The organism is Streptomyces canarius (genome assembly GCF_014650735.1).
GTDB lineage: Bacteria > Actinomycetota > Actinomycetes > Streptomycetales > Streptomycetaceae > Streptomyces > Streptomyces olivaceoviridis.
In genome coordinates this window covers 267,276-292,718 of sequence record NZ_BMVN01000003.1, presented here as the reverse complement: position 1 = coordinate 292,718, position 25,443 = coordinate 267,276, and the positions used below count along the sequence as shown (strand labels likewise).

The 25,443-nt window shown below is 70.4% G+C and carries 23 protein-coding genes and 2 pseudogenes; 6 read left to right on the top strand and 19 right to left on the bottom strand.

Annotated features, from left to right (window positions below; all coding sequences use genetic code 11):
- Window positions 1-26 precede the first annotated feature (26 nt).
- The 6 genes from IE294_RS06170 to IE294_RS06145 all read right to left on the bottom strand — a co-directional run bounded on the left by IE294_RS06170 (window position 27) and on the right by IE294_RS06145 (window position 8,768).
- Window positions 27-1,301: a serine/threonine-protein kinase gene (locus tag IE294_RS06170; RefSeq protein WP_189883057.1), complete on the bottom strand. Its 1,275-nt coding sequence runs from the start codon at window positions 1,299-1,301 to the stop codon at window positions 27-29.
- A gap of 65 nt (window positions 1,302-1,366) precedes the next feature.
- Entirely contained in the window at window positions 1,367-3,202 is a 1,836-nt protein-coding gene (gene asnB, locus IE294_RS06165; RefSeq protein ID WP_189883055.1) for an asparagine synthase (glutamine-hydrolyzing), read from the bottom strand.
- 69 nt (window positions 3,203-3,271) lie between these two features.
- Window positions 3,272-4,531: a nucleotide sugar dehydrogenase gene (locus IE294_RS06160; protein ID WP_189883052.1), complete on the bottom strand. Its 1,260-nt coding sequence runs from the start codon at window positions 4,529-4,531 to the stop codon at window positions 3,272-3,274.
- 55 nt (window positions 4,532-4,586) lie between these two features.
- Window positions 4,587-5,993, bottom strand: coding sequence for an MFS transporter (locus IE294_RS06155; protein WP_189883044.1), 1,407 nt, complete (start codon window positions 5,991-5,993; stop codon window positions 4,587-4,589).
- A 2-nt stretch (window positions 5,994-5,995) separates the two neighbouring features.
- Window positions 5,996-7,879 (bottom strand): NAD-dependent epimerase/dehydratase family protein, encoded by a 1,884-nt coding sequence (locus IE294_RS06150; protein ID WP_189883042.1) that lies wholly within the window; start codon window positions 7,877-7,879, stop codon window positions 5,996-5,998.
- 103 nt (window positions 7,880-7,982) lie between these two features.
- The gene (locus tag IE294_RS06145) at window positions 7,983-8,768 is read right to left on the bottom strand and encodes a phytanoyl-CoA dioxygenase family protein (RefSeq protein WP_189883040.1); all 786 of its coding nucleotides are present in this window, start codon (window positions 8,766-8,768) and stop codon (window positions 7,983-7,985) included.
- 268 nt (window positions 8,769-9,036) lie between these two features.
- Between IE294_RS06145 and IE294_RS06140 the strand changes: the two genes are divergently transcribed.
- The gene (locus IE294_RS06140) at window positions 9,037-9,660 is read left to right on the top strand and encodes a hypothetical protein (RefSeq protein ID WP_189883038.1); all 624 of its coding nucleotides are present in this window, start codon (window positions 9,037-9,039) and stop codon (window positions 9,658-9,660) included.
- A gap of 115 nt (window positions 9,661-9,775) precedes the next feature.
- Here IE294_RS06140 and IE294_RS06135 read toward each other — a convergent pair whose 3' ends face one another.
- Window positions 9,776-10,102 carry a hypothetical protein gene (locus tag IE294_RS06135; protein WP_189883036.1) on the bottom strand — a complete coding sequence of 109 codons (327 nt, stop codon included), beginning with the start codon at window positions 10,100-10,102 and terminating at the stop codon, window positions 9,776-9,778.
- A 108-nt stretch (window positions 10,103-10,210) separates the two neighbouring features.
- On the opposite strand from IE294_RS06135, the gene IE294_RS06130 reads away from it, so the two are divergent.
- Both IE294_RS06130 and IE294_RS06125 read left to right on the top strand, forming a co-directional pair.
- Window positions 10,211-10,411, top strand: a complete 201-nt coding sequence (locus IE294_RS06130; RefSeq protein ID WP_189883419.1) for a hypothetical protein — start codon at window positions 10,211-10,213, stop codon at window positions 10,409-10,411.
- 304 nt (window positions 10,412-10,715) lie between these two features.
- Window positions 10,716-13,133 carry a helicase-associated domain-containing protein gene (locus IE294_RS06125; protein WP_189883034.1) on the top strand — a complete coding sequence of 806 codons (2,418 nt, stop codon included), beginning with the start codon at window positions 10,716-10,718 and terminating at the stop codon, window positions 13,131-13,133.
- A gap of 102 nt (window positions 13,134-13,235) precedes the next feature.
- Here IE294_RS06125 and IE294_RS49300 read toward each other — a convergent pair.
- The 3 genes and pseudogenes from IE294_RS49300 to IE294_RS06115 all read right to left on the bottom strand — a co-directional run.
- Window positions 13,236-13,383 (bottom strand): annotated as a pseudogene (locus IE294_RS49300) (VapC toxin family PIN domain ribonuclease); the annotation flags it as partial.
- A pseudogene (locus tag IE294_RS06120) lies at window positions 13,382-13,565 on the bottom strand (type II toxin-antitoxin system VapB family antitoxin); the annotation flags it as partial. The pseudogenes IE294_RS49300 and IE294_RS06120, both read right to left, overlap by 2 nt.
- A 396-nt stretch (window positions 13,566-13,961) precedes the next feature.
- Window positions 13,962-14,744: a hypothetical protein gene (locus IE294_RS06115; RefSeq protein ID WP_189883030.1), complete on the bottom strand. Its 783-nt coding sequence runs from the start codon at window positions 14,742-14,744 to the stop codon at window positions 13,962-13,964.
- Between the two features lie 770 nt (window positions 14,745-15,514).
- Here IE294_RS06115 and IE294_RS06110 point away from each other — a divergent pair.
- Together IE294_RS06110 and IE294_RS06105 are read left to right on the top strand one after the other, a co-directional pair.
- A complete protein-coding gene (locus IE294_RS06110; protein WP_189883028.1) occupies window positions 15,515-15,730 on the top strand; it encodes a type II toxin-antitoxin system VapB family antitoxin in 216 nt (71 codons plus the stop codon).
- Window positions 15,727-16,140 carry a PIN domain nuclease gene (locus IE294_RS06105; protein WP_189883027.1) on the top strand — a complete coding sequence of 138 codons (414 nt, stop codon included), beginning with the start codon at window positions 15,727-15,729 and terminating at the stop codon, window positions 16,138-16,140. The genes IE294_RS06110 and IE294_RS06105 overlap by 4 nt, the downstream gene beginning before the upstream one ends.
- 1,120 nt (window positions 16,141-17,260) lie before the next feature.
- Here the strand turns inward: IE294_RS06105 and IE294_RS06100 are convergent.
- Window positions 17,261-18,886 (bottom strand): site-specific integrase, encoded by a 1,626-nt coding sequence (locus IE294_RS06100; protein WP_189883025.1) that lies wholly within the window; start codon window positions 18,884-18,886, stop codon window positions 17,261-17,263.
- Window positions 18,887-19,097: 211 nt separating this feature from the next.
- Between IE294_RS06100 and IE294_RS06095 the strand changes: the two genes are divergently transcribed.
- Window positions 19,098-19,352, top strand: coding sequence for a helix-turn-helix domain-containing protein (locus tag IE294_RS06095; protein ID WP_229917030.1), 255 nt, complete (start codon window positions 19,098-19,100; stop codon window positions 19,350-19,352).
- Between the two features lie 145 nt (window positions 19,353-19,497).
- Here IE294_RS06095 and IE294_RS06090 read toward each other — a convergent pair whose 3' ends face one another.
- From IE294_RS06090 to IE294_RS06055, 8 genes are all read right to left on the bottom strand, one after another.
- Window positions 19,498-19,941 (bottom strand): NUDIX hydrolase, encoded by a 444-nt coding sequence (locus IE294_RS06090; protein ID WP_189883023.1) that lies wholly within the window; start codon window positions 19,939-19,941, stop codon window positions 19,498-19,500.
- Entirely contained in the window at window positions 19,938-20,594 is a 657-nt protein-coding gene (locus IE294_RS06085) for a dTMP kinase (RefSeq protein WP_189883021.1), read from the bottom strand. The genes IE294_RS06090 and IE294_RS06085 overlap by 4 nt, the downstream gene beginning before the upstream one ends.
- Window positions 20,591-22,135 carry a B12-binding domain-containing radical SAM protein gene (locus IE294_RS06080; protein ID WP_189883019.1) on the bottom strand — a complete coding sequence of 515 codons (1,545 nt, stop codon included), beginning with the start codon at window positions 22,133-22,135 and terminating at the stop codon, window positions 20,591-20,593. Before IE294_RS06080 ends, IE294_RS06085 begins: the two co-directional genes overlap by 4 nt.
- Entirely contained in the window at window positions 22,123-22,953 is an 831-nt protein-coding gene (locus tag IE294_RS06075) for a DNA glycosylase family protein (protein ID WP_189883017.1), read from the bottom strand. Before IE294_RS06075 ends, IE294_RS06080 begins: the two co-directional genes overlap by 13 nt.
- Window positions 22,954-23,041: 88 nt before the next feature.
- Window positions 23,042-23,707, bottom strand: a complete 666-nt coding sequence (locus IE294_RS06070; RefSeq protein ID WP_189883015.1) for a hypothetical protein — start codon at window positions 23,705-23,707, stop codon at window positions 23,042-23,044.
- Complete coding sequence (locus IE294_RS06065) at window positions 23,701-24,315, bottom strand: hypothetical protein (protein ID WP_189883013.1); 615 nt, start codon at window positions 24,313-24,315, stop codon at window positions 23,701-23,703. The genes IE294_RS06070 and IE294_RS06065 overlap by 7 nt, the downstream gene beginning before the upstream one ends.
- 88 nt (window positions 24,316-24,403) lie before the next feature.
- The gene (locus IE294_RS06060) at window positions 24,404-24,742 is read right to left on the bottom strand and encodes a hypothetical protein (RefSeq protein ID WP_189883011.1); all 339 of its coding nucleotides are present in this window, start codon (window positions 24,740-24,742) and stop codon (window positions 24,404-24,406) included.
- Window positions 24,743-24,940: 198 nt separating this feature from the next.
- Window positions 24,941-25,381, bottom strand: coding sequence for a DUF6082 family protein (locus IE294_RS06055; RefSeq protein ID WP_189883008.1), 441 nt, complete (start codon window positions 25,379-25,381; stop codon window positions 24,941-24,943).
- Window positions 25,382-25,443: the final 62 nt, after the last annotated feature.

The following is a 25,443-nucleotide window of genomic DNA, read 5'->3' as shown; positions in this document are numbered from 1 at the left end:
TGGTTGGCGGTGGTCGGCCGGACCTGCTAGCGGGTCAGGTACCGGGTGAGGACCGGGTCGAGCTGGGCCACCCAGGCGGTCAGCCGGGCCCTGCGGCGGGCGTTCAGCTCGCAGGAGTACACCCCGCCGTCCCACAGCCGCACGGTGAGGGTGAGGCGGTTGCCGCGCCAGTGGCGTCCGACGTGCGCGATCTCGGCCCAGGCGAAGTCCGCGGTGACTCCCGCCACTTCGAAGAGCACTCCGGTGGCGTTGACGACCGCGCCGGACTGCGCGTCGGCGAGCACGACCTCCGGGGTGCCGTAGGGCATGGGCGGCCCGAAGCCGTAGGGGGCCGGCGGGGTGGCGGGCTGCGCGGGCAGGTGCGGTGGTGTGGCGGTCTGGACGGGGTGCTGGTACTGGGGCGCCGCGGCCTGCGGGGGTGTCGCGGGCGGCGGGGGCGGGGTGAACGCCGGTGGCGGGGTGGCCGGCCCCGGGGACGCGATGAGCGCCGGCGGGTACGGCGGTGCCGTCGGCCGCGCCGGGTCCGATGCCGGGTCCGTCAGCCGGTCCAGCAGTGCGGCGGGCGTCGGCCGGTCCGCGGGCTCCTTGGCCAGGCACGCCGAGACCAGGTCCGCCAGGCCGGCGGGTACGGCGGACAGGTCGGGCGGCTCGTGCACGGAGCGGTACATCAGCCCCATCGGCGTGCCCTCGCCCCAGGCGCTGCCGCCGGCCGCCGCGACCAGCACGGCGCCGAGGGCGAACACGTCGGCGGCGCCGGTCACATCGTGGCCGAGGGCCTGTTCGGGCGCGAGGAAGCCGGGGGTGCCGAAGGCGGTGCCGGTGGCGGTGAGCCGGGTGGACTCGGCGGCCCGGGCTATGCCGAAGTCGAGGACGCGCGGCCCGTCGACGGCCATGATGATGTTGCCGGGCTTGAGGTCCCGGTGCACCAGGCCGCAGGCGTGGATGGACTCCAGCGCCTCGGCGAGCGCGGCGCCCAGGGACCGCAGCCCGGGCTCGTCCATGGCGCCCTCGGCGGCGAGCCGGGCCGCGAGGGTGGGTCCGGGGATGTAGGCGGTGGCCAGCCACAGCGGGTCGCCGTCGACGTCGGCGTCCACCACCGGTGCCGTGTGGAAGCCGCCGACCGCGCGGGCCGCCTCGACCTCGCTGCGGAACCGCTCGCGGAACACCGGGTCGGCGGCCAGTTCGGCCTTGGCGACCTTCAGGGCGACGGCCCGTCCGCCGCGCGTCCGTGCGAGATAGACCGTGCCCATGCCGCCCTCGCCGAGCCGGCGCTCGACGAGGTATCCCCCGATGCGTTCCATGCGGTCCAGTATGGCCGCCGGGCCCGCCCGTCCATGCCCGGCCCGGACCCGGCGGCCGGTGCGGCTCAGAGCACGACGTCCACGTCGTACGCCCGCAGCCACGCGTCCAGTTGGAGGGTGGTCTCCAGGGCGGCCCGGCTCATGCCCTGTTCCAGTGCCGCGGCTCCGTCCCGCCGTACCCGCGTCTTGAGGTCGGGCGAGAAGAAGGGGTCGAGCGGGCCGGTACCGGTGCGGACGAGGTCGGCGAGGCGCTCGCGCAGGGTCCGGTTGTAGGCCTCGGCCCGGATGGAGGGGTAGGGCGTCTTGACGCGCTGGGCGACGGCCGTGGGCAGCAGGTCCTTCATGGCCGCGCGCAGCAGGCTCTTCTCCCGGCCGTCGAAGCTCTTCATCGCCCAGGGGACGTTGAAGGTGTACTCGACCAGCCGGTGGTCGGCGAAGGGCACGCGGACCTCCAGTCCGCAGGCCATGCTCATGCGGTCCTTGCGGTCGAAGAGGACCTGGGCGTGGCGGGTGAGGGCGAGGTAGGTGACCTCGCGGTAGCGGGCCTCGGCGGGGTCGGCCAGGTGCCGGCGGGCGTCGATCTCGGCGACGGCGGCGCTGTGGCAGTCGCGTTCGTAGGTGTCGAGGTCGAGCTTGGCGAGCAGGTCGGGGGTGAAGACGACGTCGTTGCCCTGGTAGTTGTGGCGTCCTTCGTGGACCCAGGGGAACGTGGTGGAGAAGACCGCGTCGGGGTCGCGCTGCCAGCGGTAGCCGCCGAACACCTCGTCGCCGCACTCGCCGGACAGGGCGACGGTGGAGTGCTGCCGGACGATGCTGAACAGCAGGTGCAGGGAGGCGTGTTCGTCGCCCTTGGCGATGGGCAGGTCGTAGGCGCGCAGCACGGAGGCGCGCAGTGCGGGGTCGAGCAGGTCGGGTGCCTTGAGCGGGAGTTCGCTGTGGTCGGAGCCGACGTGTTCGGCGAGCAGCCGGGCGTAGACGTGGTCCTCGTTGGCGTCGGGGCCGGCGGTGCCGTCGAGGTCGGGGTCGCTGACCGAGCAGGAGCGGATGCGGCCGAGGCCCCTGGTGCGGGTGGCGTGCGCGGCGAGCGCGGTGAGCGAGCTGGAGTCGAGGCCGCCGGAGAGCAGGGTGCACAGCGGTACGTCGGAGACCATCTGCTGTTCCACGGTGGACGCGAGGAGTTCGCGCACGGTGCGGATGGTGTCGTCCAGGGAGTCGGTGTGCTCGGCGACCCGGAGCTGCCAGTAGCGTTCCTCGGTGAGGCCGGTGCGGTTCACGCGGACCATGCAGCCGGCCGGGACCTCGCGCATGCCGCGGAAGATCGCGTGTCCGGGCACCTTGGCGACGGAGAGGATGTCCCGCAGGCCGTCGGCGTCGAGCACGGGCCGGAACGCCGGGTGGGCGAGGACCGCTTTGGGTTCGGAGCCGAAGAGGACGCCCGTGGGGGTCGGCGCGTAGTAGAGGGGTTTGACGCCCATGCGGTCGCGGACGAGCAGCAGTTCGTCGCGGTCGCGGTCCCAGATCGCGAAGGCGTAGATGCCTTCGAGCCGGTCGACGAACCCGGGGCCCCACTCCAGGTAGGCGCGCAGGACGACCTCGGTGTCGCTGCGGGTGGTGAAGCGGTGGCCGAGGCCGGTCAGCTGGGTGCGCAGTTCCTGGAAGTTGTACGTCTCGCCGCTGTAGGTGAGCGTGGCACGGGCGCCGGGGCCCTCGTCGGCGGTCATGGGCTGGCAGCCGCCTTCGAGGTCGATGACGGACAGCCGCCGGTGGCCGAGGGCGACGTGGTCGTCGGTCCAGAGCCCTTCCGCGTCGGGGCCGCGCCGGGCCATCGTGTCCGTCATGGCGCGCGCGATGTCGTGGTCGACGGGGCGGGCGTAGTCGACCCACCCGGCGATACCGCACATGGAAGCACTCCTGGGGTGTGCGGGGCGTCATGCCCCGGGGCGAGGGAACGGGGAAGAGCGGGGCCGGTGTCAGAGGCGTTCGACGTGCGGCTGCGGGCGGGCCGCGCCGCGCGTGTCGAGGAGCAGCGGGGCGCGCCGCTGGATCTCGTCCAGGTCGAACACCCGGTGCCGCTGGAGGAGGATGGCGAGGTCGGCGGTCTCCAGGGCGGCGGGCAGGTCGGCGGCGGGCGGGACGGCCGTACCGTCGACGGACCACTCGGGCACGTACGGGTCGTGGTAGGAGACGTCGGCGCCGCGGGCCCGCAGCCGTTTGACGACGTCGCGGGCGGAGGTCTCCCGCTGGTCGGCGATGTCCGCCTTGTAGGTGACGCCGAGCAGGAGTACGCGGGCGCCGCCGAGGGTCTTGCCGGCCCGGTCCAGGAGGTGCTGGGCGCGCTCCACGACGTAGCGCGGCATGCGTGTGTTGATCTCCTGGGCGAGTTCGACCATGCGGAAGGGGTAGCCGAGCGTACGGACCTTGTGGGCGAGGTAGTTGGGGTCGATCGGGATGCAGTGGCCGCCGACGCCGGGGCCGGGCCGGAACGCCTGGTAGCCGAAGGGCTTGGTGGCGGCGCAGGAGATGGCGTCCCACAGGTCGATGCCGAGTTCGTTGCAGAAGATGGCCATCTCGTTGACCAGCGCGATGTTGACGTGCCGGTAGGTGTTCTCGATGAGTTTGGCCATCTCGGCCTCGCGGGTGCCGGTGGCCTGCACGACGGTGTCGACGATCTTGCCGTAGAAGGCCGCGGCGGCGGTGGCGCAGGCGGGGGTGTGGCCGCCGACGACCTTGGGGGTGTTGCGGATGCCGTAGACCTGGTTGCCGGGGTCGACGCGTTCCGGTGAGAAGGCGAGGTGGAAGTCGCGGCCGGCGGTGAGTCCGGAGCGTTCGAGGAGCGGCCGGACCACCTCGTCGGTGGTGCCGGGGTAGGTGGTCGACTCCAGGACGACCAGGGTGCCGGGCCGCAGGTGGCGGCTGATCGCCGCGCAGGCGCTCTCGACCATGGTCAGGTCGGGTCCGCCGTGGTCGGACAGCGGGGTGGGGACGCAGACCACGACGGTGTCCGCCCCGGCGACGGCGCTCTCGTCGGTGGTCGCGGTGAAGCCCTGGGCGCGGACACCGGCGACGGCGGCGTCGTCGATGTCGTCGACGTGCGAGACACCGGTGTTGAGCCGGGCGACGATCTCGGCGTTCTTGTCGAGGCCGACGACGGTCATCCCGGAGCGGGTGGCTTCCACCGCGAGGGGCAGGCCCACGTATCCGAGGCCTATGACGACAAGGTCACTGCGCACAACGGTCCCTTTCGGATGGGAGGGTGCGGAAAAGAGGGAGGGGGGAGGGAGGGGGTCAGTCGCCGCGGGCGCGGACGGCGAGCAGGGCGACCAGCAGGGTCGGCAGGAGCAGCAGCGCGAACGCCACGCGGTAGCCGTCGAGCGGGCCGGCGCCGGCGGCCAGGCAGGCGTTGAGGACTCCGGAGGCCAGGGCCAGGACGACGACCTGGCCGAGGTTCATGTTGGTCTGCATGGCGCTGGTGGTGTGGCCCTGCCGGTGCGGCTCGCTGTGCTTCAGGGAGAGCACGGTGACGCAGGGGTCGAGCAGCCCCATGCCGATGGCGGACAGCGGCATCGCGGCGGCGGCCGTGGCCGCGGGCAGGCCGCCGGAGCAGCCGGCCGCCGCGAGGGCGGCGGAGGCCGTCATGACGAGGGCGCCCACGGTGACGAGGCGGTGCCGGGCCACGTGCTGGAGCGCCTTGCCCTGCACCCAGGAGGCGCCCGCCCACAGCACCGCGGAGGCGGTGAACGCCACGCCGACCACGACGGCGGCGACCCGCCGTTCGGTGATCAGCATCAGCGGCACCAGCGCCTCGATGGTGAAGTAGGTGCCGGAGGTCAGGCCGCGCAGCAGTACCGCGGTCGGCAGGCCCCGGGCGCTGCGCCAGGTCCCCCGCGGCAGGAGCCTCGGGGCGAAGGCGACGAGGAGGACGAGGCCGGCGGCGACGAAGGCGAGGTGGCGCGGGTCCCAGTCGGAGACGCCGTACTGGCCGAGCGCCGCGCCGAGGCTGAGCATGGCCGCGATCAGCAGCGGGGGGCGGGCGGCCCGTTCCGCCGCGGGGGGCATGCCGGCCGGGTCGCCGTCCGCGGGTCTGCGCAGGACGACGACGAGGGCGACGGCGGGCAGCGCCGTCAGGGCGGCCAGGCCGTAGAAGACCGCGCGCCAGGTCCACCACTGGACGACCACGCCGGCGAGCGGCGGCCCGAGCAGCGACGGGATGACCCAGCTGGCGCTCATCATGGCGAGCATCCGGGGCCGCAGGTGCTCGGGGTAGGCCTGGCCGATGGCGGTGGTCACCGACACGGCGACCATGCCGGCGGCCAGGCCGTCCACGAACCGGCCGGCGGCGAGCTGCCAGACGGACACGCTGGAGGCGGACACCAGGAGGGTGAGCACCGACAGGACCATGCCGAGCGCCAGGGGCCGCCGGGCGCCCGCCCGGTCGGCCCAGTGCCCGCCGAGCACCCCGCCGAACAGGCTGGCGGCGACGAAGCAGCCCGCCACGACCGGGAACAGGGACACGCCGTCCAGTTCCCGGGCCGCGGTCGGCAGGGTGGGCACGACGGCGAGCGCGGCGAACCCGGTCAGGAACATCACCACGGCGAACGTCAGGGTGGCGGCGAGGTACGGCGGCGAGAAGATCCCGCCCTCCGTGCCGCCGCCCGTCTCGGGCGCCGCCCGCTTCTCCGCCTTCTCCGTCATCGTCAGGCCCGCCGTACGCCGGTGTCGTCGCCGGGGTCCGGGGTGCGCCACAGCCCGACGAGGTCGTCATGGGTGTCGCAGGCCAGCCACTGCGCCTGCGCCCGGGCGCCATTGTCCACCGGTGCCGCGGGCCGCCAGCCGGTTTCGGCGGTGATCAGGGCGGTGGACATGAGCGGGGTGTGCGGTCCGGGGGCGTCGGCCCGCTCCCAGGGGGTGCGGCGGGCCGTCTCCGTGACCAGTTCGGCGAACGCGGTCTCGTCGTAGCCGGCGGACGCGACGTTGCAGACCTCGGGGCCGGCCGGGCGGGCGAGCAGCGCGGCGAGCGCGTCGGCCATGTCGCGGTAGTCCACGATCTGGTGCCGGCGGCCCTCGACCAGGGTCATGGGGCGCCGGGTCCAGGCCCGCAGCATCCAGTCGGCGAGGACCCCGTCCAGCGGGGCGTGCGGGCCCACGGGCTCGGCGAACCGCACGATCTGCACGGGCGTACCGGTCTGCCGGCCCCAGGCCCGGCACTGCTCCTCCGCGTCCCACCACAGCCGGGCCTCGGCGTCCCCGGGCCGTTCGCGCAGGGAGTCCTCGCCGCGGTCCTCGGCGGCGCCGCCCCGGTAGACGGCCGCCGAACTCGCGTGCACCAGCCGCCGCGCGCCGAGCTTCTCGGCGTCGGCGAGCAGGTCCGCCAGCGGGTATCCGGTGTCGTGCGGGGTGCCGAGGTGGATCACGGCGTCCGGCGCCCCGGGCACCGCGTGCGCCGCCGGGTCGAGCCGCTCGGCGTGTACGGCGGTGCGGCCGGCGTCGGTCAGCAGCCGCGCGAGCTGGGCACCGAAGGCGGGGTCGCCGCCGGTGACGACGACGCCGGGCGCGGGGGCGGGGCGGGGGGTGCCGGCGGTGGCGCGGTGGGCGGCCCGGCCGGCGTCGAGAGCGGCCAGGGCGAGGTCGCGGACGAGCGGGATCATCGGCACGAGTTCGGCGCCGGTGTACTCCTCGCACAGGCCGCCGGGGCCGAGGGACTCCATCACCGCCGCCGCCACGGCGGGCTCGGGGTCACGGTCCGTCAGGCCGGCCAGCGCGACGCCCGTGGCGAAGGCGGTGAGCCACACCTGCCGGCACACGGTGTCGGGCAGGTCGGGCCGGTCCGCCGCGGCGAGGCCGTCCTCGCAACGGTCGAGCAGGCCGATGCGCCGCAGATACCGGTCGGTGTCGAGGTATTCCCAGCGGTCCTCCTGCCGTACCGCGCATTTCGACTCGCCGTACTGGTAGAAGGGCACCAGGGAGAATGCGGCGCACGCGCTGTTGTCGTCGGGGGAAAACGCGGCCCGGTCGGTGAAGAATGTGGCGCGGCGCCATCCGTGGGTGCTGTTTCCGGCGATGCTCGGTACGTCGTCGTGGTCGACCGTACTGGGCACGGCGAGCCGCACCGGAATGTCCAGCGCCTTGAGATACCGCTGGATCACCACGTCGTACGGCCAGCCATTGCCGTGTTCCGCCGCGAATCGCTCATATCCGCGGGCGGCGTCGGCGGGCAGCATCAGGGCCAGCGACGGCACGTGTTCGTCGATGGCATAGGCCCACTGTGCCCCCGTGAGGGCCCCGAGGCGTACGACACCGCTGTTCCTGCCTTCCCATCCCTCGTAAAAGGCGACGGCCTCACCGGGAACGGCGGCGGCGACCTTTTCGGCACAGGGGAAGAAATCCTCGGCGATGAGGACGTCGTCCTGGAAGACCACGTGGTGGGTGGCGTCCGCACCGACGCAGCTCCAGGACGGGTTCGCGGTGCGCAGCGCGGTGGGCGGGCCGGAGGGGTCCGGGTCGGTGACGACGCGGACGCGGCCCCGCGGGTCCTTCGCCGCGATGGCCTCGGCCGCCGCGCGGCGTCGCGGGTGGGTCATGACGGCACCAGTCAGAACGACTGCGTTCACGGCTTTCCCATCTGGCTGTCGGGGCCGGGCCGGCGGTGGCCGGCCCGGCGGTGGCGGGGGTGGTGCCGGGCGGTCAGTCCTCGACGGCGTCGGAGTTGCGGACCTGCCGTACGTTCTCGTTGAGTCCGTGGTCCGCGCCCTGCGCCCGTTCGTGCCGGATCATCGCGGCGGGCCGGTAGTTGAGGATGTACGCGCGGCGTGTGCCGTCCGTGGTGTTGCCCCGCGAGTAGTGCAGGGTGAAGCCGGAGTGGGCCACTGCTTCCCCCGCCCGCAGTGGCACCGCAGTGGCTCCCGGCTCGTCCTCGGAGCAGTCGCACTCGATGTTCTTGCCGTCGCTGGTGGGCCGGTGCGGGCGCAGCGGCTGTTCGTGCGAGCCGCGCACGTACCACATGCAGCCGTTGTCGACGTCGGCGTCGTCCAGCGCCACCCAGATCGAGACCGCCCGGTGGTCGGGCATGTCGATCCAGTAGGCCGCGTCCTGGTGCCAGGGCGTGGGGACGGCGGTGTGCGGATCCTTGTGGATCATCATGTCGAAGTCGAGTTCCGCGTCGGCGCCGATGAGTTCCCGGGCGACGGCGAGCGCCTTATGGTGGAGGGGGAGTTCACGCAGCGGCGGGTGGAGGGCCGAGGGCCACATGATCTGTGTGATGTTCTCGCGTATGCCGTTCTTGCGGGGAACGTGGGAACCGAGATCGGACCGCTTGTCGCCCGCTTCGATGGCACCGCTCAGGAAACGGTCGTAGATGTCCCGGTAAACAGCGAGTTCACCGGGGGAAACGAGTTCTCCGACGGTGGCGAATCCGTCGGTCGTGAACTTCTGCGCAAGGTCCGTGAGCACCTGCGTCGTCAAGACAAACATCCCCTTCGCCCCTTCTCCCAGCAGCCTGAGAGCACAGCGCACCCCGAGAAGGGGGATCGTCGAATGGAAAGCCCAGCGAGCCTTTGAAGAGCTGGTCTGGACCATTGATCAAGACGGGACGGAAATCTACGGGTCGGCGCACCGGAAGGTCAACAGTGATCAGAAAAATGGTCCAGACCTATGGCCCGCGGATGATCAAGCCGCTACGGTGTGCCGGGCCGCGCCACCGGGTGCGGACAGCGGTCAGCGCAGCAAGGAGGAGACAGGCGTGACGAGCACGGCCGGCACACTCCGCGTCGAGGCGGCGGTGCGCCGCAACCCCTACACGTACATGCTCACCGACGGGGAACTGACCACCCTGCTGGCGGACCTCGGCCGCCGCCGGGCCGAGAGCATCCTGCGCAACCACACCGCCCCCGAGGGCAAGGCGCCGCGCGGCCCCTACCCGCGCCCCGCGATGGGCTTCGTCGTCCTCGACCCGACGGCGGAGGCGGGCACCGCACCCGCCGACGCGGTCCTGGGCGCGATCACGGTCGGGGACGAGGCGCGCCGCTTCCTCCCCAAGGCCGCCGCCAAGGCGGCGGCCCACCGGCGCCTCGGCGGCGACAACGGCACACCCGTGCACACCGACCCGCACCTGCTCGGCACCGGCGCCTTCCGCTACGGCCACTCGGCCGAGGTGCGCGGGCTGATCGTCGCCGCCAGCTCCCAGACCACCGACCAGGACCTCTACGAGGCCTCACGGCTGGCCGCCGAACTCGTCGAGGAACTCGGCGCGCGCCACCGCGCCTACGAGTGGAGCCAGGGCGAGACCGACTGGCTCACCGGCACCGGGGAAGTCCCGGACGTGTACGCGGAGATGGTGTCCTGGTTCCCGGGGCCGGCGGCGTAGAGACGCGGGTGACGGCCGTTCGGCACCCCGTTCGGGTCACCACTGCCGAACGCGCCTTCCCTGTACGTCGACTTCGTGTACGTCGACTTCGTGGCGGAGGCGGGTCCGCCAGGGTTCAGCAGTACCTGTCCTCGGCTCGCGAGTACCCGGCGGAGTAGCCGTCGTCGTAGCCGTTCGCGTAGGAGTTGTTGCTGCGGTTGAAGTTGTTGTTGTTCTTGTTCATCTGACAGTCGTCCTTGGCGTCGGCCCACCCGGTACGGTATCCGGCCTTGTAGCCCTGCCTGTAGCTGTTGTCGCGCTGGACCGTGGTGGTCGCGCTCGCGTGCGTCCCGCTCGGCGTCGCCGCGGACGCCTGCTGGAGGCCGACAGGGCTCAGGGCGAGGGTGGCGGCGATGAGGGTCGTACCCAGGACGGCGGATCGCTTGCAGTGGCTGGCACGCATGACCTGCCCCCTTTGACATATAGGTCACTTTCCGTCACTTCCACCCTAATCACCCTGGTAACTCTCGCAACTGGCCGCACTCCAGTTGCACGGGGGCGACACTGACGCATGACGGTCACTCGGCCACACCGGACCACCAACACCGCCGTCATGGCGGCGCTCGCCGTCTCGCTCGTCGGCTGTAGCGGCAGCGGCAAGGTCGGCTGGGCCGCATCCCAGCGCTTCACCTACGAGGACGTCACCACGACCGAGGCACAGGGCAAGCAGATCAACGAAGCCCTCAAGGGACTCGGCTTCTGCAAGACCTGACCCGGAGACCCTGACGGGACCGCCGCCACCGGGCCGAGGATCTTCAGAAGGTGCCGTAACCCCTTCCGCCCGGAGGGGGTTGATGCTGCGCGGCAGCTGAGAACGCTGCGCCGAAGCGCCTCGGTGGGGTGGGTGGGACTCGAACCGGGGAGAGGGACCCGGTGCGCCCCTGTCCGCGAATCTTCGACGACGACCCTGCGGCACCCGCCGGATGCGCCATGCTTGGAGGCCGTACGGCACAGCGCGTTTCGCCCAGCCTGTCGGCGCGAAGCGTGGCGATTCCCTCAACGAGGTGCACTGATCAGTGAAGTCCGGTAAGTCGACCCTCGCAGCATGGCTCCACCGCCTCGACGCCGAAGACCTGAAGCAGGTACTCGCGGCGCGGCCGGATGCCGTGTCCCCGCCGGAGCCCCGCTCGATGAACGAACTGGCCGAACGCCTGCAACGCCCGGGCTCGGTCGCCCTCGCGCTGCCCCGGCTCACGCTGCCCGCCCTCCAGGCAGCCGAGGCACTGGCGACACTGAGTGTGCCGGCCTCTCGGCAGGCCCTGACGGACCTGCTGGATGCGAGGCAGGACGAGACCGCCCGCGGCCTGGAAGCGGCGCTCCGGACGCTGTCCGCGTATGCGCTGGTCTGGCCGGACAGCGAGGGAACACTGCGCATGGCCACGCCCCTGCGGCAGGCGTGGGACATGCCGCTCGGACTGGATCAGCCGCTGGCGACTCTGTTGAAGGACACGACCTCCGAGGAGTTGCGCCGCATGCTCACGGCTGTGGGCGTGCGGCCCCCCGGCACCAAACCGCTGCGCCTCGCGACGCTCGTGGAGTACCACAGCGACCCGGCACGCGTCGCCGCGGTGGTCGAACAGGCACCGGCCGAGACCCGGAAACTGCTGGGACGCAAGGCGGACCCCGCATACCGACCGCAGGCATTCGTCGTCTTCGGGGGGCGGTCCACCTCCGAACCGGGTGCGCGCTGGGCGTTGGAGCGGGGACTGCTGGTCCAGGACCGGCACGGCTACGGCCCTGTACGGATGCCCGCCGAGGTGGCGCTCGCGCTGCGCGGGCCGGACTGGCATGCCCCGTTCGACCCCGCGCCGCCCGTCGTACCTCTGGTACCCGTCTCCCCGGCGGAGGTCGACAGTGAGACGTCCGTCGCGGCCACGGCCTTCGCCGCCCACGCCGCCTCGGTCCTGTCGGTGTGTGCGACGACTCCGCCCGCCCGGTTGAAGTCCGGCGGCGTCGGGACCCGCGAACTGGCCAGGATCGGCAAGGCGGCGCGATGCGAGGAGCCCGTCGTACGCCTCACCCTCGAGACGGCGTACAAGGCCGGTCTCATGGCCCGTGACGGGGACCGGGTCGCGACGACGGACGCCTACGACACCTGGGCCGGGTCAGAGCCCGCAGAGCGACTACCGGTATTGCTGCATGCCTGGTGGACACTTGGACTCACCCCCTCGCAGGCCCGCGACGACGACAACAAGGCGCTGCCCGCCCTGGCCGGAACACCGTCCTGCGCCGGCTGCCTCCATGCCCGGAAGGGGCTGCTCACCGCCGCTTCCCGGCTCCCGGAGGGGCAGGGCGCGAAGAACGCGGCCGAACTGGGTCCTCTTGCCCACTGGTCACGACCCCTCGCCGAGGTGCTGCCACAGGACGCGACGCCGTTCGCCACCGGGATCCGCGAGGCGGAGCTGCTCGGTGTCCTCGCTCGCGGTGCGCTGTCCCCGATCGGCGCCGCCCTGCTGGCCGAAAGCACCGAGGAACTGGCCGCCGCCTGCCACCGCCTCCTTCCCGCCGCCACCCCTACGGCCCGCTTCGGCAGCGACCTGACCGCCGTGGTCACCGGCACACCCGCCGCACGGCTGGTCACACTGCTGGACTCGGTCGCCGACCGGGAGACCAGCGGCACGGCCTCGCTGTGGCGGTTCAACCCGGCGAGCGTCCGCCGCGCCCTGGATGCCGGCCGTAGCCCGGACTCCATCGAGGCCGACCTGGCTGCCGTCGCCGCGGGCCCGCTGCCCCAGCCCCTGTCCTACCTGATCACGGACACGGCACGCAGCCACGGCCGGATCCGCGTCGCCTCGGCCGCCTGCGTCATCCACGGCGAGGAACCCGCCCTCCTCACCGAGATCGCCGCCCACCGCAAACTCTCCGGACTGGGCCTGCGGCACCTCGCCCCGACCGTCCTCGTCAGCCGCACCCCGCTGGAGGAAACCCTCGCCGCACTGCGGACCGAGGGATACGCGCCGGTCGCGGAGACAGCCGACGGAACGGTGCGCGTCGAACGACCCGGCGGCCCCCGGGCGACCGCGCCGGTACCAGCCCCGCGCGGAGCGGTCAGCAGGCCCAGCACCCCGTTCCGTACGACTGCCACCCCGAAGCAGGTCGACCTGGCCGCGCTGGCCGCCCGACTCGCGGGCGCCCCACTGGCCGATCCCGGCCCCGACCCCTGCAACGGCGCCCCCTTCGCCACCGATACCGAAGAAGTCGTCGCCGGACACGCGACCCAGATCCCCCACGCCGATGTCCGTCAACTCGCCCACGCCGTCGACAGTGGGACGGCGGTCACCATCGAGTACGTCGCCACGACAGGCAGCCGCACGATCCGCACCATCAGCGGCCTTGACCTCGACCCTCCGTATCTGTACGCCTGGTGTCATCTACGCGATGCGGAGCGGGTGTTCACCCTGTCGCGGATCCAGGGGGTGATGCCCCCGGCATAACGCCGGAGCGGCGGACCGGGGCGTTCGGGGCACCGCGTGCAGGGGCGTCCGCATGAGCACGATCTCGTACCGTGGCGGCCGGTGGGCTCTGTCACAGCGGTCGCCCGCCTCAGGCGCGCGCGTTCCGCTGCCGTGGAGCACCGTGTGCCCGTGGTGTACCGCAGTGGCGCACACCAGGAGATCAACTGCCCCCACACAGCGCATCCAACTCCTCGGCAAGCGCGTCGCGGTGAGCCGGGCCTGTGACGGAAGGCTGCCTGCCGTGCGCGCCTGGCGGCGTCGTGCGCGGTCGCTGCGGCCTCGAACTCACCCCGCTCGCCGCGCGCGGCCGGCTTCTCGGACGTTGACCGTGTCCTTCTTCGTCGTGGAGCCCATGAGACGCATCGCCTCGGCGAGTGCCTCATCGTCCAGGTCGATCTGCGTCACGGACATCTCCGCCACCACCCTGAAGTATGTGATGTACAAGACAATCGCACATCGCCAACAACCAGGGAGTGCGGCGCGCCTCAGTGGCGGGCGGCCCTCTTGCCAGGCGCTTCCGCACGTCGGAGGCCTGGTGTGGTGGGACGGGTGGGACCCGTCCACTGCGTGACCACTACGGGTGCACGACGAGCCATCCGCGAGGGCCACTGGGACCTCGCCGAAGGCAGGTGCGCGGGCAAAGGCCCGGTGCCTCGTGGGTTTCGAAGGGTCGAGCAGCGGAGTGCCTTACCGGCGAATCGGTGGCTCGCCCTCTTGGCCTGAGGGTGGAGCTCTGCACGTCTTCGCAGGCAGGTGCGCCCGTGCCAGATTACGCGCCAGGTGCGCTGCCACTTCTTGGCCGTTCGGCTAGAAAGGTATGTCGCTGCGTGTACGACACCAGAACGTCGCATCGTACGTCCCTCCGCGATACGGGACTTCGAGAACCTGCTCCGTCCACTCGCCCCAAAAGTCGGCATGCGGGCGGATGCCGAACCCGTGCAGGACAGCACCGGTTGGCCGCGAGTGCGGATATGAGTCATACCGGCTCACTTGGAGCCAGTAGGGCTCCAGCTGTTCAACTTCAAAGAACGTCTCAAGATCGGCAACTGCCTCCCCGATCCTGTGTGTCCGCTGCCGGGCTGTTGCAGCCAGATGTGCCATGAACCGGAGCTGCGGCGGACTTTGAGCGAACTCGTAGTCCACCGCTTCCAGGAAGACTGAAGCCGTGAGGCTGGGATGTTCCTGCGTCGCCGCTATCGCGATGGTGCTCCCCGCGCTTCCGTCTCGGCGGTAGTCAGGGTCGGAGTAGCCGACGTCCTCCAGGGCCTTGGTGACGCACGCACGCAGGGCCCGGCGACGTTTCACCTCCACCACAGCGGGTGACTCCCAGGCCACGCGCATGGCGAGGATAGGCGCATCATTGGGCACGTGGTCCTCGCCGGGACCGGGTAAAGGATGTTGCTGTGCCGCCGGTTGCTCCGGTTCAGACGCTGAAGCAGCAAGCCAGAGAGCATGCAGCCGCGCTTCCTCGGCCTTCAGGTCGGCGCCCGGTGCCGTCTCAACGAGGGCTTCTACCAGGACCTGCAGGAGACCCCATGCTGGCACTCGGGTACTGGCGAAGACATCGTGCACGCGGCTCTTGCTGGCCACTCCTGGTCCCAGACTTCGCACGAGGTCGCGAGTCGACGGCAGTCCCGCTCGCTGGTGCAGGTTGTGGAGGGCTGTGTTCAGCTCCCTCAGCGGCCCATGTGGCAGGTCCGGTCTTCTTAGGCGCGCCAACTCGCCCTTCCCCCACGTCGCGTCGTCCGAATCTGTCCGATGCTGTCCGACGGCGCCATAGGACGTCCAGTCCCGTCTGAGCCCCGGATCGACGAATAACGCTGGTTCGGTACGACGTCTTCTGCAACGGGAGGTTCGGTGTCGGTCCTGGCTCAGTCCTGGCAGGCTTTGGGCGAGAACGTGCTGACGGAGGCGCTGGGGTCGGTGCTCGCGGTGGCTGTGACAGCTGCTGTGGGCCGGCTGATGCGGCGATGGCGTCAGCGCGGCAGTCGAAATGCGGGGATCGACCTCCGGCAGGTCGACGACGTTGGCCGGGTTCAGGAGTAGCTTCTCAAGACATGGCTGGCTGAAGCGGACAGGGGGTGGGCCCGCCTCCGCCTCAGGCGGTCACACCGCGGAGTCGTCGGGATTACGCCGAGTGATTCTTGCAGCGCGATGCGGAAAACCTCCAGGACTTCCTCCCCGTCGGCTCCGCGGTTGATGGCTCGTGGAGAGGGTTGGCCATGCGCCAGGGACTTGCGGACCTGCACTCGCCTTCCGGCTATGAAGCCCGCTGATCCGGACCAGACCGGAGCCCGCCGACTCCTTATACAAGGCATCAGGTATACTGATATACGCCGTCATATACAAAGGGAGTCGCCGTGAGCCGAACTGTCATCGACCTCGACGACGAGGCGCTGGAAGCCGCCGCCAGGGAACTCGGCACCACTACCAAGCGCGACACGATCAACACCGCCCTGCGCGAGGTCACCGCTCGCTACCGGCGCCTGCGCGCACTCGAAGACGCCCGGCAACTGGTGGCCGACGGGGCCCTGGACATCGACATCCTCCTGGACAAGAGCCAGTACCGGCCGTGACCGTCGCCGACTACCTCATCGACACCTCCGCCCTGGCCCGCGTCCTTCTCGCCCAGAACACGGCCGAGTGGGACGACAGGATCGCTGCCGGCCTCGTCGCGATCTGCGACATCACGGAACTCGAGGTCCTCTACTCCGCCCGCTCTTCCACGGACCGCGCACGACTGAAGGCGGCACTCGACGCCCACTACGTGTGGTGTCCGATGCCGGACAGCATCTATCGCCGCTCCCGCGTGGTTCAGGAGCAGCTCACAGCGAAGGGCGAACACCGCAGCGCGGGCCCGGTCGACCTCCTAGTCGCAGCCGCCGCCGAAGAAGCGGGCCTCACCCTGCTCCACTACGACCGCGACTTCGAAACCATCGCCCGGAGCACGGGACAGCCGGTACGCACGATCGACCTCAGGCAGTGATCCTTTTCCAACCTCACATTGAGGCGTGTAAGGGACGAGGACGGCCTCGACGATCGCGGTGACGCGGTTGGTTCTGCGGCAAACTCTTCGCAGCAGGCGCCAGCCCTTGAGGGTGGCGCCTGCTCGCCAACACAGTGAATCTTGCCGCGAGCGCCGCCGCCCGAGCCATCGCTCGCGGAAAGGGGCGCGGATCGGGCGGCCCGCTCCTTGGTGCGCCTTGTCCGCCCAGCATCTGATCCCGGTATCGGCCAGGGCCTTCACGATGCCGTGCTCGCGGCCGGCAGCCAGGTCGTGGGTGATACCAGGCAGGGTGGGCGAGGCACGGCAGGCGACCGAGCCGAATCCGCCGCCAAGCGTGTAGGCATGGCCCCGGCACAGATGGGCCGGGGCCCACAGAGCCTGGCGTCCCCGGCGCGAGGCGCCGCCAGCGGGAGCCGATCTGCAGCCGGTGCGTCGGCGGGCGGGGCGGCGCAGGTGCACGGTGGACAGATCGATCCCCGACGCCTGCACGCCGCCGGGCCCCAACCAGCCTGGCCCGTCAGCAGGTTGGAAAGAGCTCAGAAGGCCGAGCACAAGTCTCAGTTCTGCCATCGGACAGGCACCCATGCCACTTCCAGCCCCACCCCAGGTTCCTCATGTCCACTGAGCGCCCACTGGATCTTGCCATTCGGCTCCGCTGTGCAACCTCCAGCAGATGACCTCGTCCTACATTACTGCAGGTCAGGCGACTGGTAGGGGTACCTGCACACCCGTCGCGATCCCCGCGAGCAGCGGATTCACCCCCGTGGGACCCGAGGTGTTACTCAGGGCCACCGACGCTACGTTTCCGCAGGTCAGGGCGCGTTACTGGTGGGGCGGGTGGGACTCGAACCCACGGCCGACGGATTATGAGACTGGTAATGGGCGAACCGCCGTCGTACTGCCCTGTGCTGCCTCGTTATGCCCTGTGCTGAACAGTGCAGGTCAGCGACCCAATGCCCCTTCTCGCCGTGCAGTCATCATGCGGTCCTGTGATGCTCCGTACGGCCCCGTTATGAAGCGTTCGGGCGAGCACCGGGCGAGCAGAAAGCCCCCGCCACCTGCGGTGACGAGGGCCCTCACACTCTGCTCGCCCGACAGCCTACGCCGCCTCGCTCGGCTCGTCGCCGTCCCCGGACACGTCCTCATCCTGGTTGGGCGGCACCTGCTCGGCGCTGCGGCGGGCCCGCGGGACCAGGCGGGCCGCCTTCTCCGCGATGTCCCGGTCGACTTCCTGCAACAGCTCCGTGTACGTCTCCGCAGCGAGCTGTCCCGACGTGTGCCGCAGCACCTTCTGCACCGCGAAAATATCGCCACCGCCGGCGTGCACGAGCGTCGCGGCGACGTGCCGCAAGTCGCGGAGGTTGATCGGTGGCAGCCCAGCCCGCTTACAGATCCGCCGGAACTCGTCGCTGGCCTTCTCCGGGTGCAGCCACGTCCCGTCGGGCTCGGTCCACACCTTCCCCGTGTCGACCCAGTCAGCGACGTCTTTCCCCTGCGCCCGCCGCTCGGCCGCGTAGCGGTTCCACTCGTCGCGCTCTGCGAGCTGCTGCCGCCGACGCTCCCGCAGCGCGGCGACGTTCAGGGAGTCGAGCCCGATCGTCGCCGCCGACTCCTCCGTCTTCGGGTCGTCCTCGTACACCTCCCAGCGGTCGACCACGAGGGTCTTCGCCGGCGTGATGAGCCCCGCGTCCAGGTCGACGTGCCGCCACGCGAGCCCGACGCCCTCACCTCGACGCAGGCCCCGGAACGCGATCAACTGGAAGAACGAGTACAGGCGGTTCGACTCCGCTTCGTCGAGGAACTCGCCGAGCTGCTCGGGCGTCCACACCATCACCGGGCTCGGCTTCTCACCGGTGCGCTCCCAGTGCTCGACGTGCTGCGGCGTCCAGAGCTTCGCCTTGGGTCGCTTGCCCGACTCCAGCTCGACCCACTCAGCCGCGTTGAACGTGATCAGTTGCTTGCGGATAGCCGAGTTCAGCGCGGCCCGTAGCGTCGCCCGGATCCGCACTTTCGTCGCCGGTCCCGTGGTCAGCCTGTACGGCGGCATCGCGGCGAGCTTCTCCCGCTCGGCCGCGAGGTGCTTCGAGACCTCGGCCGGCGGCGCCCCGGGCTTCCCCCACTTGCAGCGCGCTTCCTGCTCACGCCGCCGCGCATTCTCCGCGCGGACCACCTCGTTCTGATCGTCGATTGAGTCGAAGAAGCTCTGCACGTGCCCGATGTTCAGCCGGTCGAGCCGGTAACGCCCCAGGCCCGGCCGCAGGTGCACGCGGATGTGCGACTCGTAGCTGGATGTCGTGCGGCGCTTCGTCTTCTTCGCCGCGAGCCACGCATCGAGCCACTCTCCGACCGTCATATCGCTGTTGAGTGCGACGCCGCCGACCAGGCGCCGCTTCACCTCGGCCGCGTCGGGGATGTCCGCGCGGTCACTCTGCACCTTGGCGAGCAGGTCGCTGACCTGGTGGCCGTAGTGCTCGTCGTCGCTGATCAGGTCGAGGATCGCGCGCAGCTTGTCGAGGTCGGACTGCGCGTCACCGACCGAGGTGTAGCCGGTGCGGCGGAAGATGCGGCGCGTACCGTCAGCGGCGGCCGGGAGTTCCTGCCGTAGCTGGTAGGTGCCGTGCGACCGCTTGCGTAAATCCGGGCAGTTCTGCCCCAGCCGCTTCCCGTCCTCGTCGCGGCACTCGCAGCGCCGCGTGATACTGCCGGCCCGTCTGGCTCCGGCCATGGCCCCTCCCCTACCAGCCCGGAGTGATCGCCGCTACCGGGCTGTTCTGCGTCCACGCCGGCGAACGGCCGGTCGACCCGGCCGCGCGATCAACGTCGGTGAGCTGACCGTACTTCGCGTGTTGTGCCGTGACAACCGATCCCGTACTGTGCGAAGTGATGCTGCGCAGTTATGCGCAGTGTGCGCAGTAGTCGGAAGAGGAAGGCGCGCGATGACCAACCACGAGGTCCCCGACGTGACGGCCCTGCGAACGGCCGACCTGATGGATCTTCCGCCCACCATAGGCGTCGAACTCGCCGGTCGAGCCTTCGGCATCGGCCGCGACAACGCCTACAAGCTGGCCCGCGCCGGCGAGTTCCCGTGCAAGGTCATCAGGGCAGGGCGTAAGTACCGCGTCATCACCGCAGATCTTCAGCGCGTACTGAACGTCACGCCGGCGAGCAGTGACCAGAGCGCCGCCGCCTGACCCGCACAACGACGACCCCGGCCGTTGCGGCGGAGAGGTCGGCGGCTCCACGCGCGAGCGCCCACTCCGAGCGCTTCGGCACTTGCCGGTATGGGCTCTCCCGGCCAGGCATCATGCCGGGCCGGAAGGGGTTCCGCGGTGTCTGTTACTGCCAGCCGTGCAGCGTCAGTGCGCCGACCTGACCGAGGCAGCCGCGCAGGCCAGCCCACGGGTATTCGATGATGTCCTCGGGGAGGTCATGGTCTGCGAACCACTGGAGGGCGAGGCACTTCTCGGGCTCTTTGTTGCGGGGCGTTCCCTCCCACTGGGTGGCCTCGAAGAAGAAGCCGATGCGGTCGGAGCCGTCTTCTTGTCGGTGGTGCACGACGTGCCGGAGTTCCAGGTGTTCGGGGTCGGCCTTGACGTCGGTCTCCTCGAACAGTTCGCGGGCTGCCCCGGCGGTGAGGGTTTCGCCATGGTCGAGCTTGCCGGAAGGCAGGTGCCATCGGCGGTAGCCGTAGGGGCCGCCTCTCTGCGAGAGAAGGATCTTGTCACCGTCGCGGAGAAGGACGTGGGTGTCGATGATGGGCTGTGCCGGCTGTCCGCTCATGATTCCTGGGTGGTTGGGGTGGCTGGAGCATCTGACGGTAGTGGGAGGTTGGCAAGCTCGTCGGCGATTCGGCGCGCTACCTCCGATGAGGGGATGTCGGTGCTGTCGATCATGAGCACCTTGGAGCCGAGGTCTTCGAGGATGTTCGCGGCGTTGCGGTACAGCTCGACTTCCCTAGTGGGCGCTGTGGGGTCTGCCCGGAAGCGGTGGGTGATACCAGCCTGGGCGATTCGGTCGGCGATCGTGCCCGGGGAGGCGGTCAGGATCACCGCCAGGTCCGGCTGTGGCGCGTAGTCGTTGAGCAGCAGCAGGAAGTCCATCGGGACACCGTCGAGCCGCTGGAGAACGAGCGTCGAAGCCAGGTACCGGTCGGAGATCAGCAGCTCTCCGCGTTTGAGGGCGGGGTCGATGGTCGTTTCGACGTGTCGGTACCGGGCGGCTGCGACGAGGCAAGCCAGGGCCAGGCCGTGAAGCTGGCCGCCGTGCGTGCGGGTGAAGTCTCCGAGGAAGTCCCCGCGGGGTGGTTCGACAGTCCATTGCGCGGCGATCCCCCGGGCGGCGAGGATCGTGCGGAGTTCCCGGATGGTGGTGGACTTCCCCACGCCGCTCGGACCGTCGATGCTGACGAACCGCCCCGTACGCGGCCGGGTCATGCGGCGACTCCCAGCCCGCCGGCCTGGTTCCGCTCGTGCTGCTCGCGGGTGAGCATGGCGAGCGTGGACCGGATCTCATGCAGGGGGACGTCCCCGAACTGGATACCGACGCTGAAGTTGAACTCGTCGCGCTGTCGCATGGACTCGTGGGCGCCGTCCTGGGTGAGGTCGACGTCGCCGTAGGCCAGGAGGGCATCCGGGTCATGCCCGGCGTCGGTGAGGGTCTTCCACACGGGCGTTCCGGGGTAGGGGCGGAACTCGAAGACGCTGGCGCGGATGCCGCCGGGGTTGTGGTCGGCGATGTCCCACAGGTTTCGGATGTGCCGCACGGTGGCGTCGAGGTCTTCGCGGGTCTCGCCGGGGTAGCCGAGGATGAAGTAGCCCTTCACGCCGATGCCGCGCTCAAGGAGTCGGCGGGTGACGCGTTCGGTCATGTCGGCGTTGATCCGCTTGTCCATCGCCTTCAGCATGCGGTCGCTGCCGGACTCGATGCCGAGGGCGACTTCCCGCAGGCCGTTGGCGACCAGGATGTCGAGGTCTTCGTCCCTCAGCCGGTCGAGGATGTTGATGCGGCCGGTGGCGTCCCACACATACCGGTCGCCGATGCGGTGGTCGGTGAACGCCTGCATGTGCTCGTAGATCACCTCTCGCACGCCGAGGAACAGATCGTCCACGAACCGGAAGGCGGTCACCCCGTGGGCGGCGTGCAGCGCGTCGAGTTCCCCGATGATGTTCTCCGGGCTGCGCACGCGGATCTTCACGTCCGGGTTCGCGGACCAGGCCGCCCCGCAGAACCCGCAGTTGTAGGGGCAGCCGCGGCTTCCGACGATGTTCGCCTCCACGTGGCCGTGCCTGGCCGCGTCGGTGAGCCATGCGGCGCAGCGGGAGGCGGCCAGACGCCGGTCGGTGACCGACGGCGCGGCCCGGTAGGGGTCCTGCGGGAGGAAGACGCGGTCGATGTAGGGCAGGGCGTTGATGTCGGGGCCGAGCATGAGGGCTTGCGTTTTCGCGTCCGCTACGCCGGTCCCGGTGGTGCCGAGCAGCGGATCCCGCCACATCACTTGCGGGAGTTCCCGGCGGCGCTGCTCGTCTTCCAGCAGGGCCGCCACGCGGAGTTCGCCTTCGCCGATGACCAGTGCGCGGACGTTGCGCATCCGGGGGTCGGCGAGGATGCGGGTGGGCAGGGCCTTGGCGTGGTGCCCGCCGACCATCACCGCGATGCCGGGATCGAGCTGGGCGGCGATCCGCGCGGACATCTCATAGGTGGGGGCGAGCAGGTTCATCCCGACCCAGCGGGGCCGGACGTCGTTGACGATCTTCGCTGTCTCGGCGATGCCCAGGCCGTACGCCTCGGCGTCCAAGACGGCGACGTTGAATCCGGCATGCTTGGCGTAGGTGGCGATGTAGGCCATGCCGAGGACGGGGAGCGTGTAGTCGTTCGTGCGGGGCCGCTCGGTGTAGTCCCGAAGGGGGGCGTTGACGAACAGGGCGTCGAGCGGGTGGGCGGGGTCGACGCCGGAGAGCAGCGTTAAGTGCCGCATGGGTCCTCCAGATCAGCGGGGGCGTGGGAGCCCCAGGTGAGGGTCGAGAGGGTCAGGGTGTGCAGGGCGGTGCGGTTGGAGGCGGCCCAGCCGGTCCACAGCGGCCCGAACGTCTTGTCCTTCTTGTCAGGCCAGGGGTAGGCGGGGGCGATCCGAGCGGCCCAGGTGCGCACGGCGAGGTCGTCGTGCGGATAGGTGCTGAAGTCGCCGGTGAAGTCCGTGGCGGCGGCCGCAGCGGTCCATGGGCCGATGCGGGGGATGCGTGTGAGCGCGAGTGCCAGGGCGTCGGCGTCCAGGCAGTCCCAGTCGGTGTGATGCCGCGCGTAGTGCTCTGCGGCCGACAGCAGGGCAGTGCGGTGGAACTTCGCCCCCACGGTGGCGAACTGGTCGTCGGCCAGGTCGAGAACTGCGGCCGGCGTGGGCGCCACGGCGAGTGGACCGTGCGGGCCTTCCACCGTGGTGCCGTACGCACTGCACCAGGCGCGGTACAGCTTCCGGGCCTGATCGGCGCGGACGACCTGCCGCAGGATCGCCGTGGTGATCGCGTCCCACAGCCACGGGTTCGCGAGCCGCTGGGTGACGCCGAGCTCGATGAGGCCTTCGCGGAGGGTAGCCGGGGCAGCGGGCGGGAGGTGCGCGGGGTCGGTGGTGACGAACTCGGGCTTGACGTCCTCGGCGCCGTCCACGCACACGAGGTGCAGGCCGTTCCGGTCGTGGGACACGGTCCAGATACCGGAGGCCGTGCGGACCGCACGCGCCCGGGTGCCGTCCTCGTAGGCGTGCCAGGCCGGGTGGTCGGTTGTCAGGACGGTGCTCATAGGTGCTCCTCGTGGTGTGCCGGTTGTGCTTGCCGTAGCCTCTCGCGTCACAGCCGTACGACGCGCCGCGGCCACGGAATTGGAGGCATCAGCCGATGAGGTCGCGTTCGATGAGATAGGTGCGCATGCGCTGGTACTCAGTGAGCGTGCACGGCCGGGACTCCTCCGGCGCGTCTCCCGGGATGGCGGCTGCCGGCCAGCTCTCCCGCAGCGGCATCAGATCCTCAGCCGCGTGTGACAGCCTCTTCCGACGCGGGCCGCGCAGAAACAGGGTGACCGTATGTGGCTCCATCACGGCCTGGTGCACGATCGAGTCGCCGAGGGTGTACGCGCTGCCGGGCCGCTCGACGGTCACGATGGCCGGCTCCAGGTCTGCCCCGGTGAACGGGCCCGTCCAGCCGTCGGTGCGGCGTCGTACGACGTGGACGTAGCCACCGGTGAGGATGCGCGTTGCGAAGGCGTAGCAGTGGTCGTGTGGGACGCGCTGGTTGTCTGGCCGGGGGTTCATGTTCAGCCGAATCTCGAAGCCGCGGTCCGGGGCCTGATACAGCGACAGCCGGTTCAGGAGCAGGGTGATGCGGCTGGCGGCCAGGCGGTCCGGGTCGTGCAGGACGTCGTTGACGAGCTGGGTGAGGAGCTTCCGGTCGCCGGCGAGTCGGTCGAGCACCATGCGACTGATTCGCTCGAACGTGCGCAGATTGTCCATGTCTATTGGCGGGACTACATCCAGCCACGAGACTTCCGAGGTCAGCACGATGCACCCACCTGTGCACGCGAGGCCTGTTCGAGGTAACGGCGGGCCTGCCGGGCGAAGCCGGAGTACGCCTCTCCGTACAGGGGCCCGTCGCGGTCGATCACGGGTTTCGTGGTGGCAAGAACCTGCACCGTGGACCCCGTCGTCCGAGTCGCGTACAGCGCGCCCGGGTGTGCCGCGAAGAACTCACCGGCGCCGAATGTGCGCGCGTACTGCGGTCGGCCGCTCTGCGCGTCTTCCGGATTGAGGTACATCTCCAGCGCGGTGGCGCCGGCCACGGTGAGGACCGTCGTGGGTACATGCACGTTCCAGCGCGCGATGGCACGCGTGTCCGAGACGCGCAGGTAGATCGTGTAGGCGTCCGGTGTCTGGAGCGGCAGATACGCGAACCCGTGAGCGAGGAACGCCCCCGCTGCCCGGTAGGTGCCGGTGTCGAGGAGGGGAAGGACGCGAGACGCGAGCGGCTGAAGCCATTCAGCGGCGGCCGACACGACGATTTCCGGGATCCGGCTCGGGCCTCGGCCTTGCCTCAGTAATTGGCCGACGAAGCTAGGCAGTACATCATCCACCGGGCGGCCCCCTGGACAGTTGTTGATGTGATGGGTCATGGGCGGGATCCGGCGCGGCTGGCAGCGGGCGCCTCGGCGGCCCAAGCGGTGACGTAGGGGACGCGCTTGCCGCCCCAGAAGTGTTGTTTCACAGGTCCACGGATCCCGGGCTGAGTACGGCGCGGACGGTCTTGCCAGCTTCGTGCGGCAGGAAGCAGGTGACCTGCGCGCCCAGGCGAGCTACCTGCCACAGGCCCCGGCCCTTCTCTCCGCGTACTGCGGCCTCGAAGTCCGGGAAGACCGACTCCATGTCGGCCACGTCGATGAGCAGTGACCCAGACTCGGTGATCGCAACGGTCAAGGTGAGCTGCCTCTTGAACACGGGCACGGTGTCGGGTATCCCGTGCTTCACGCCGTTGTCCACGAGTCGGCTGACCACTTCAACAGCCGACTGAACGTTGGCGTGCCAGCCCAGAATGGTGACCATGCGCCGAGTCCATGTGCGCGAGGCATGCAGGGCCCAATGGGCGCCGGGAAGGTGGGTGGTGAAGCTGCTGACGATAGGCGAGGTCGCCGAATCGTCAGTGCTCGCTGGCGCGAGTGGCCATGTCTCAACGGTCATCGAGCGATCTCCAGGAGACGGGTCGTCGTGGGCAGGGGAATAGGGGTGTGCGGGATTGAGCGGTCAGGCCGCGGCGGTCTCCCGAGACTCGATGAGATGGAACTCGCCGCTCATGATCTCGTTGAACTTCCGGTCGGTCCGGTCCTTGGCCTCCATCTCACGGAAGGAGCCGAACTTCCCCCAGTACTCCCGGATGGAGTCGCGCGCCATCGCCGAGCGGGCTTGAACGCGAAGGGTGTGGTCGTTGAGGAGACCCACCCTGTACTTGACGCTCAGGAAGGAGAGCAACCGGTTGGCGTGGATGTACTTGGCTGCCTGCTCGGCCGTCACGTCGGCATCCGCCCACTCCCCGCTCAGCGCTTGATCGGCAGCGGTGTCCCGGCAGTACGCCTGGTGCAACTCGGCGGCCTTGAGTGCCAACTGCCGCTTGCTGTGCCGTTCGGCCTGGAGGAGGCGCAGGGTTCCGACAGCAGCAGCAACGAGGATGGCGGACGAAGCTCTCATCTCAGGGTGACCTTTCGGTGCAGAAGGTTCGACTGTTGTGTAGGCGGCGCTGAGGCACGTCG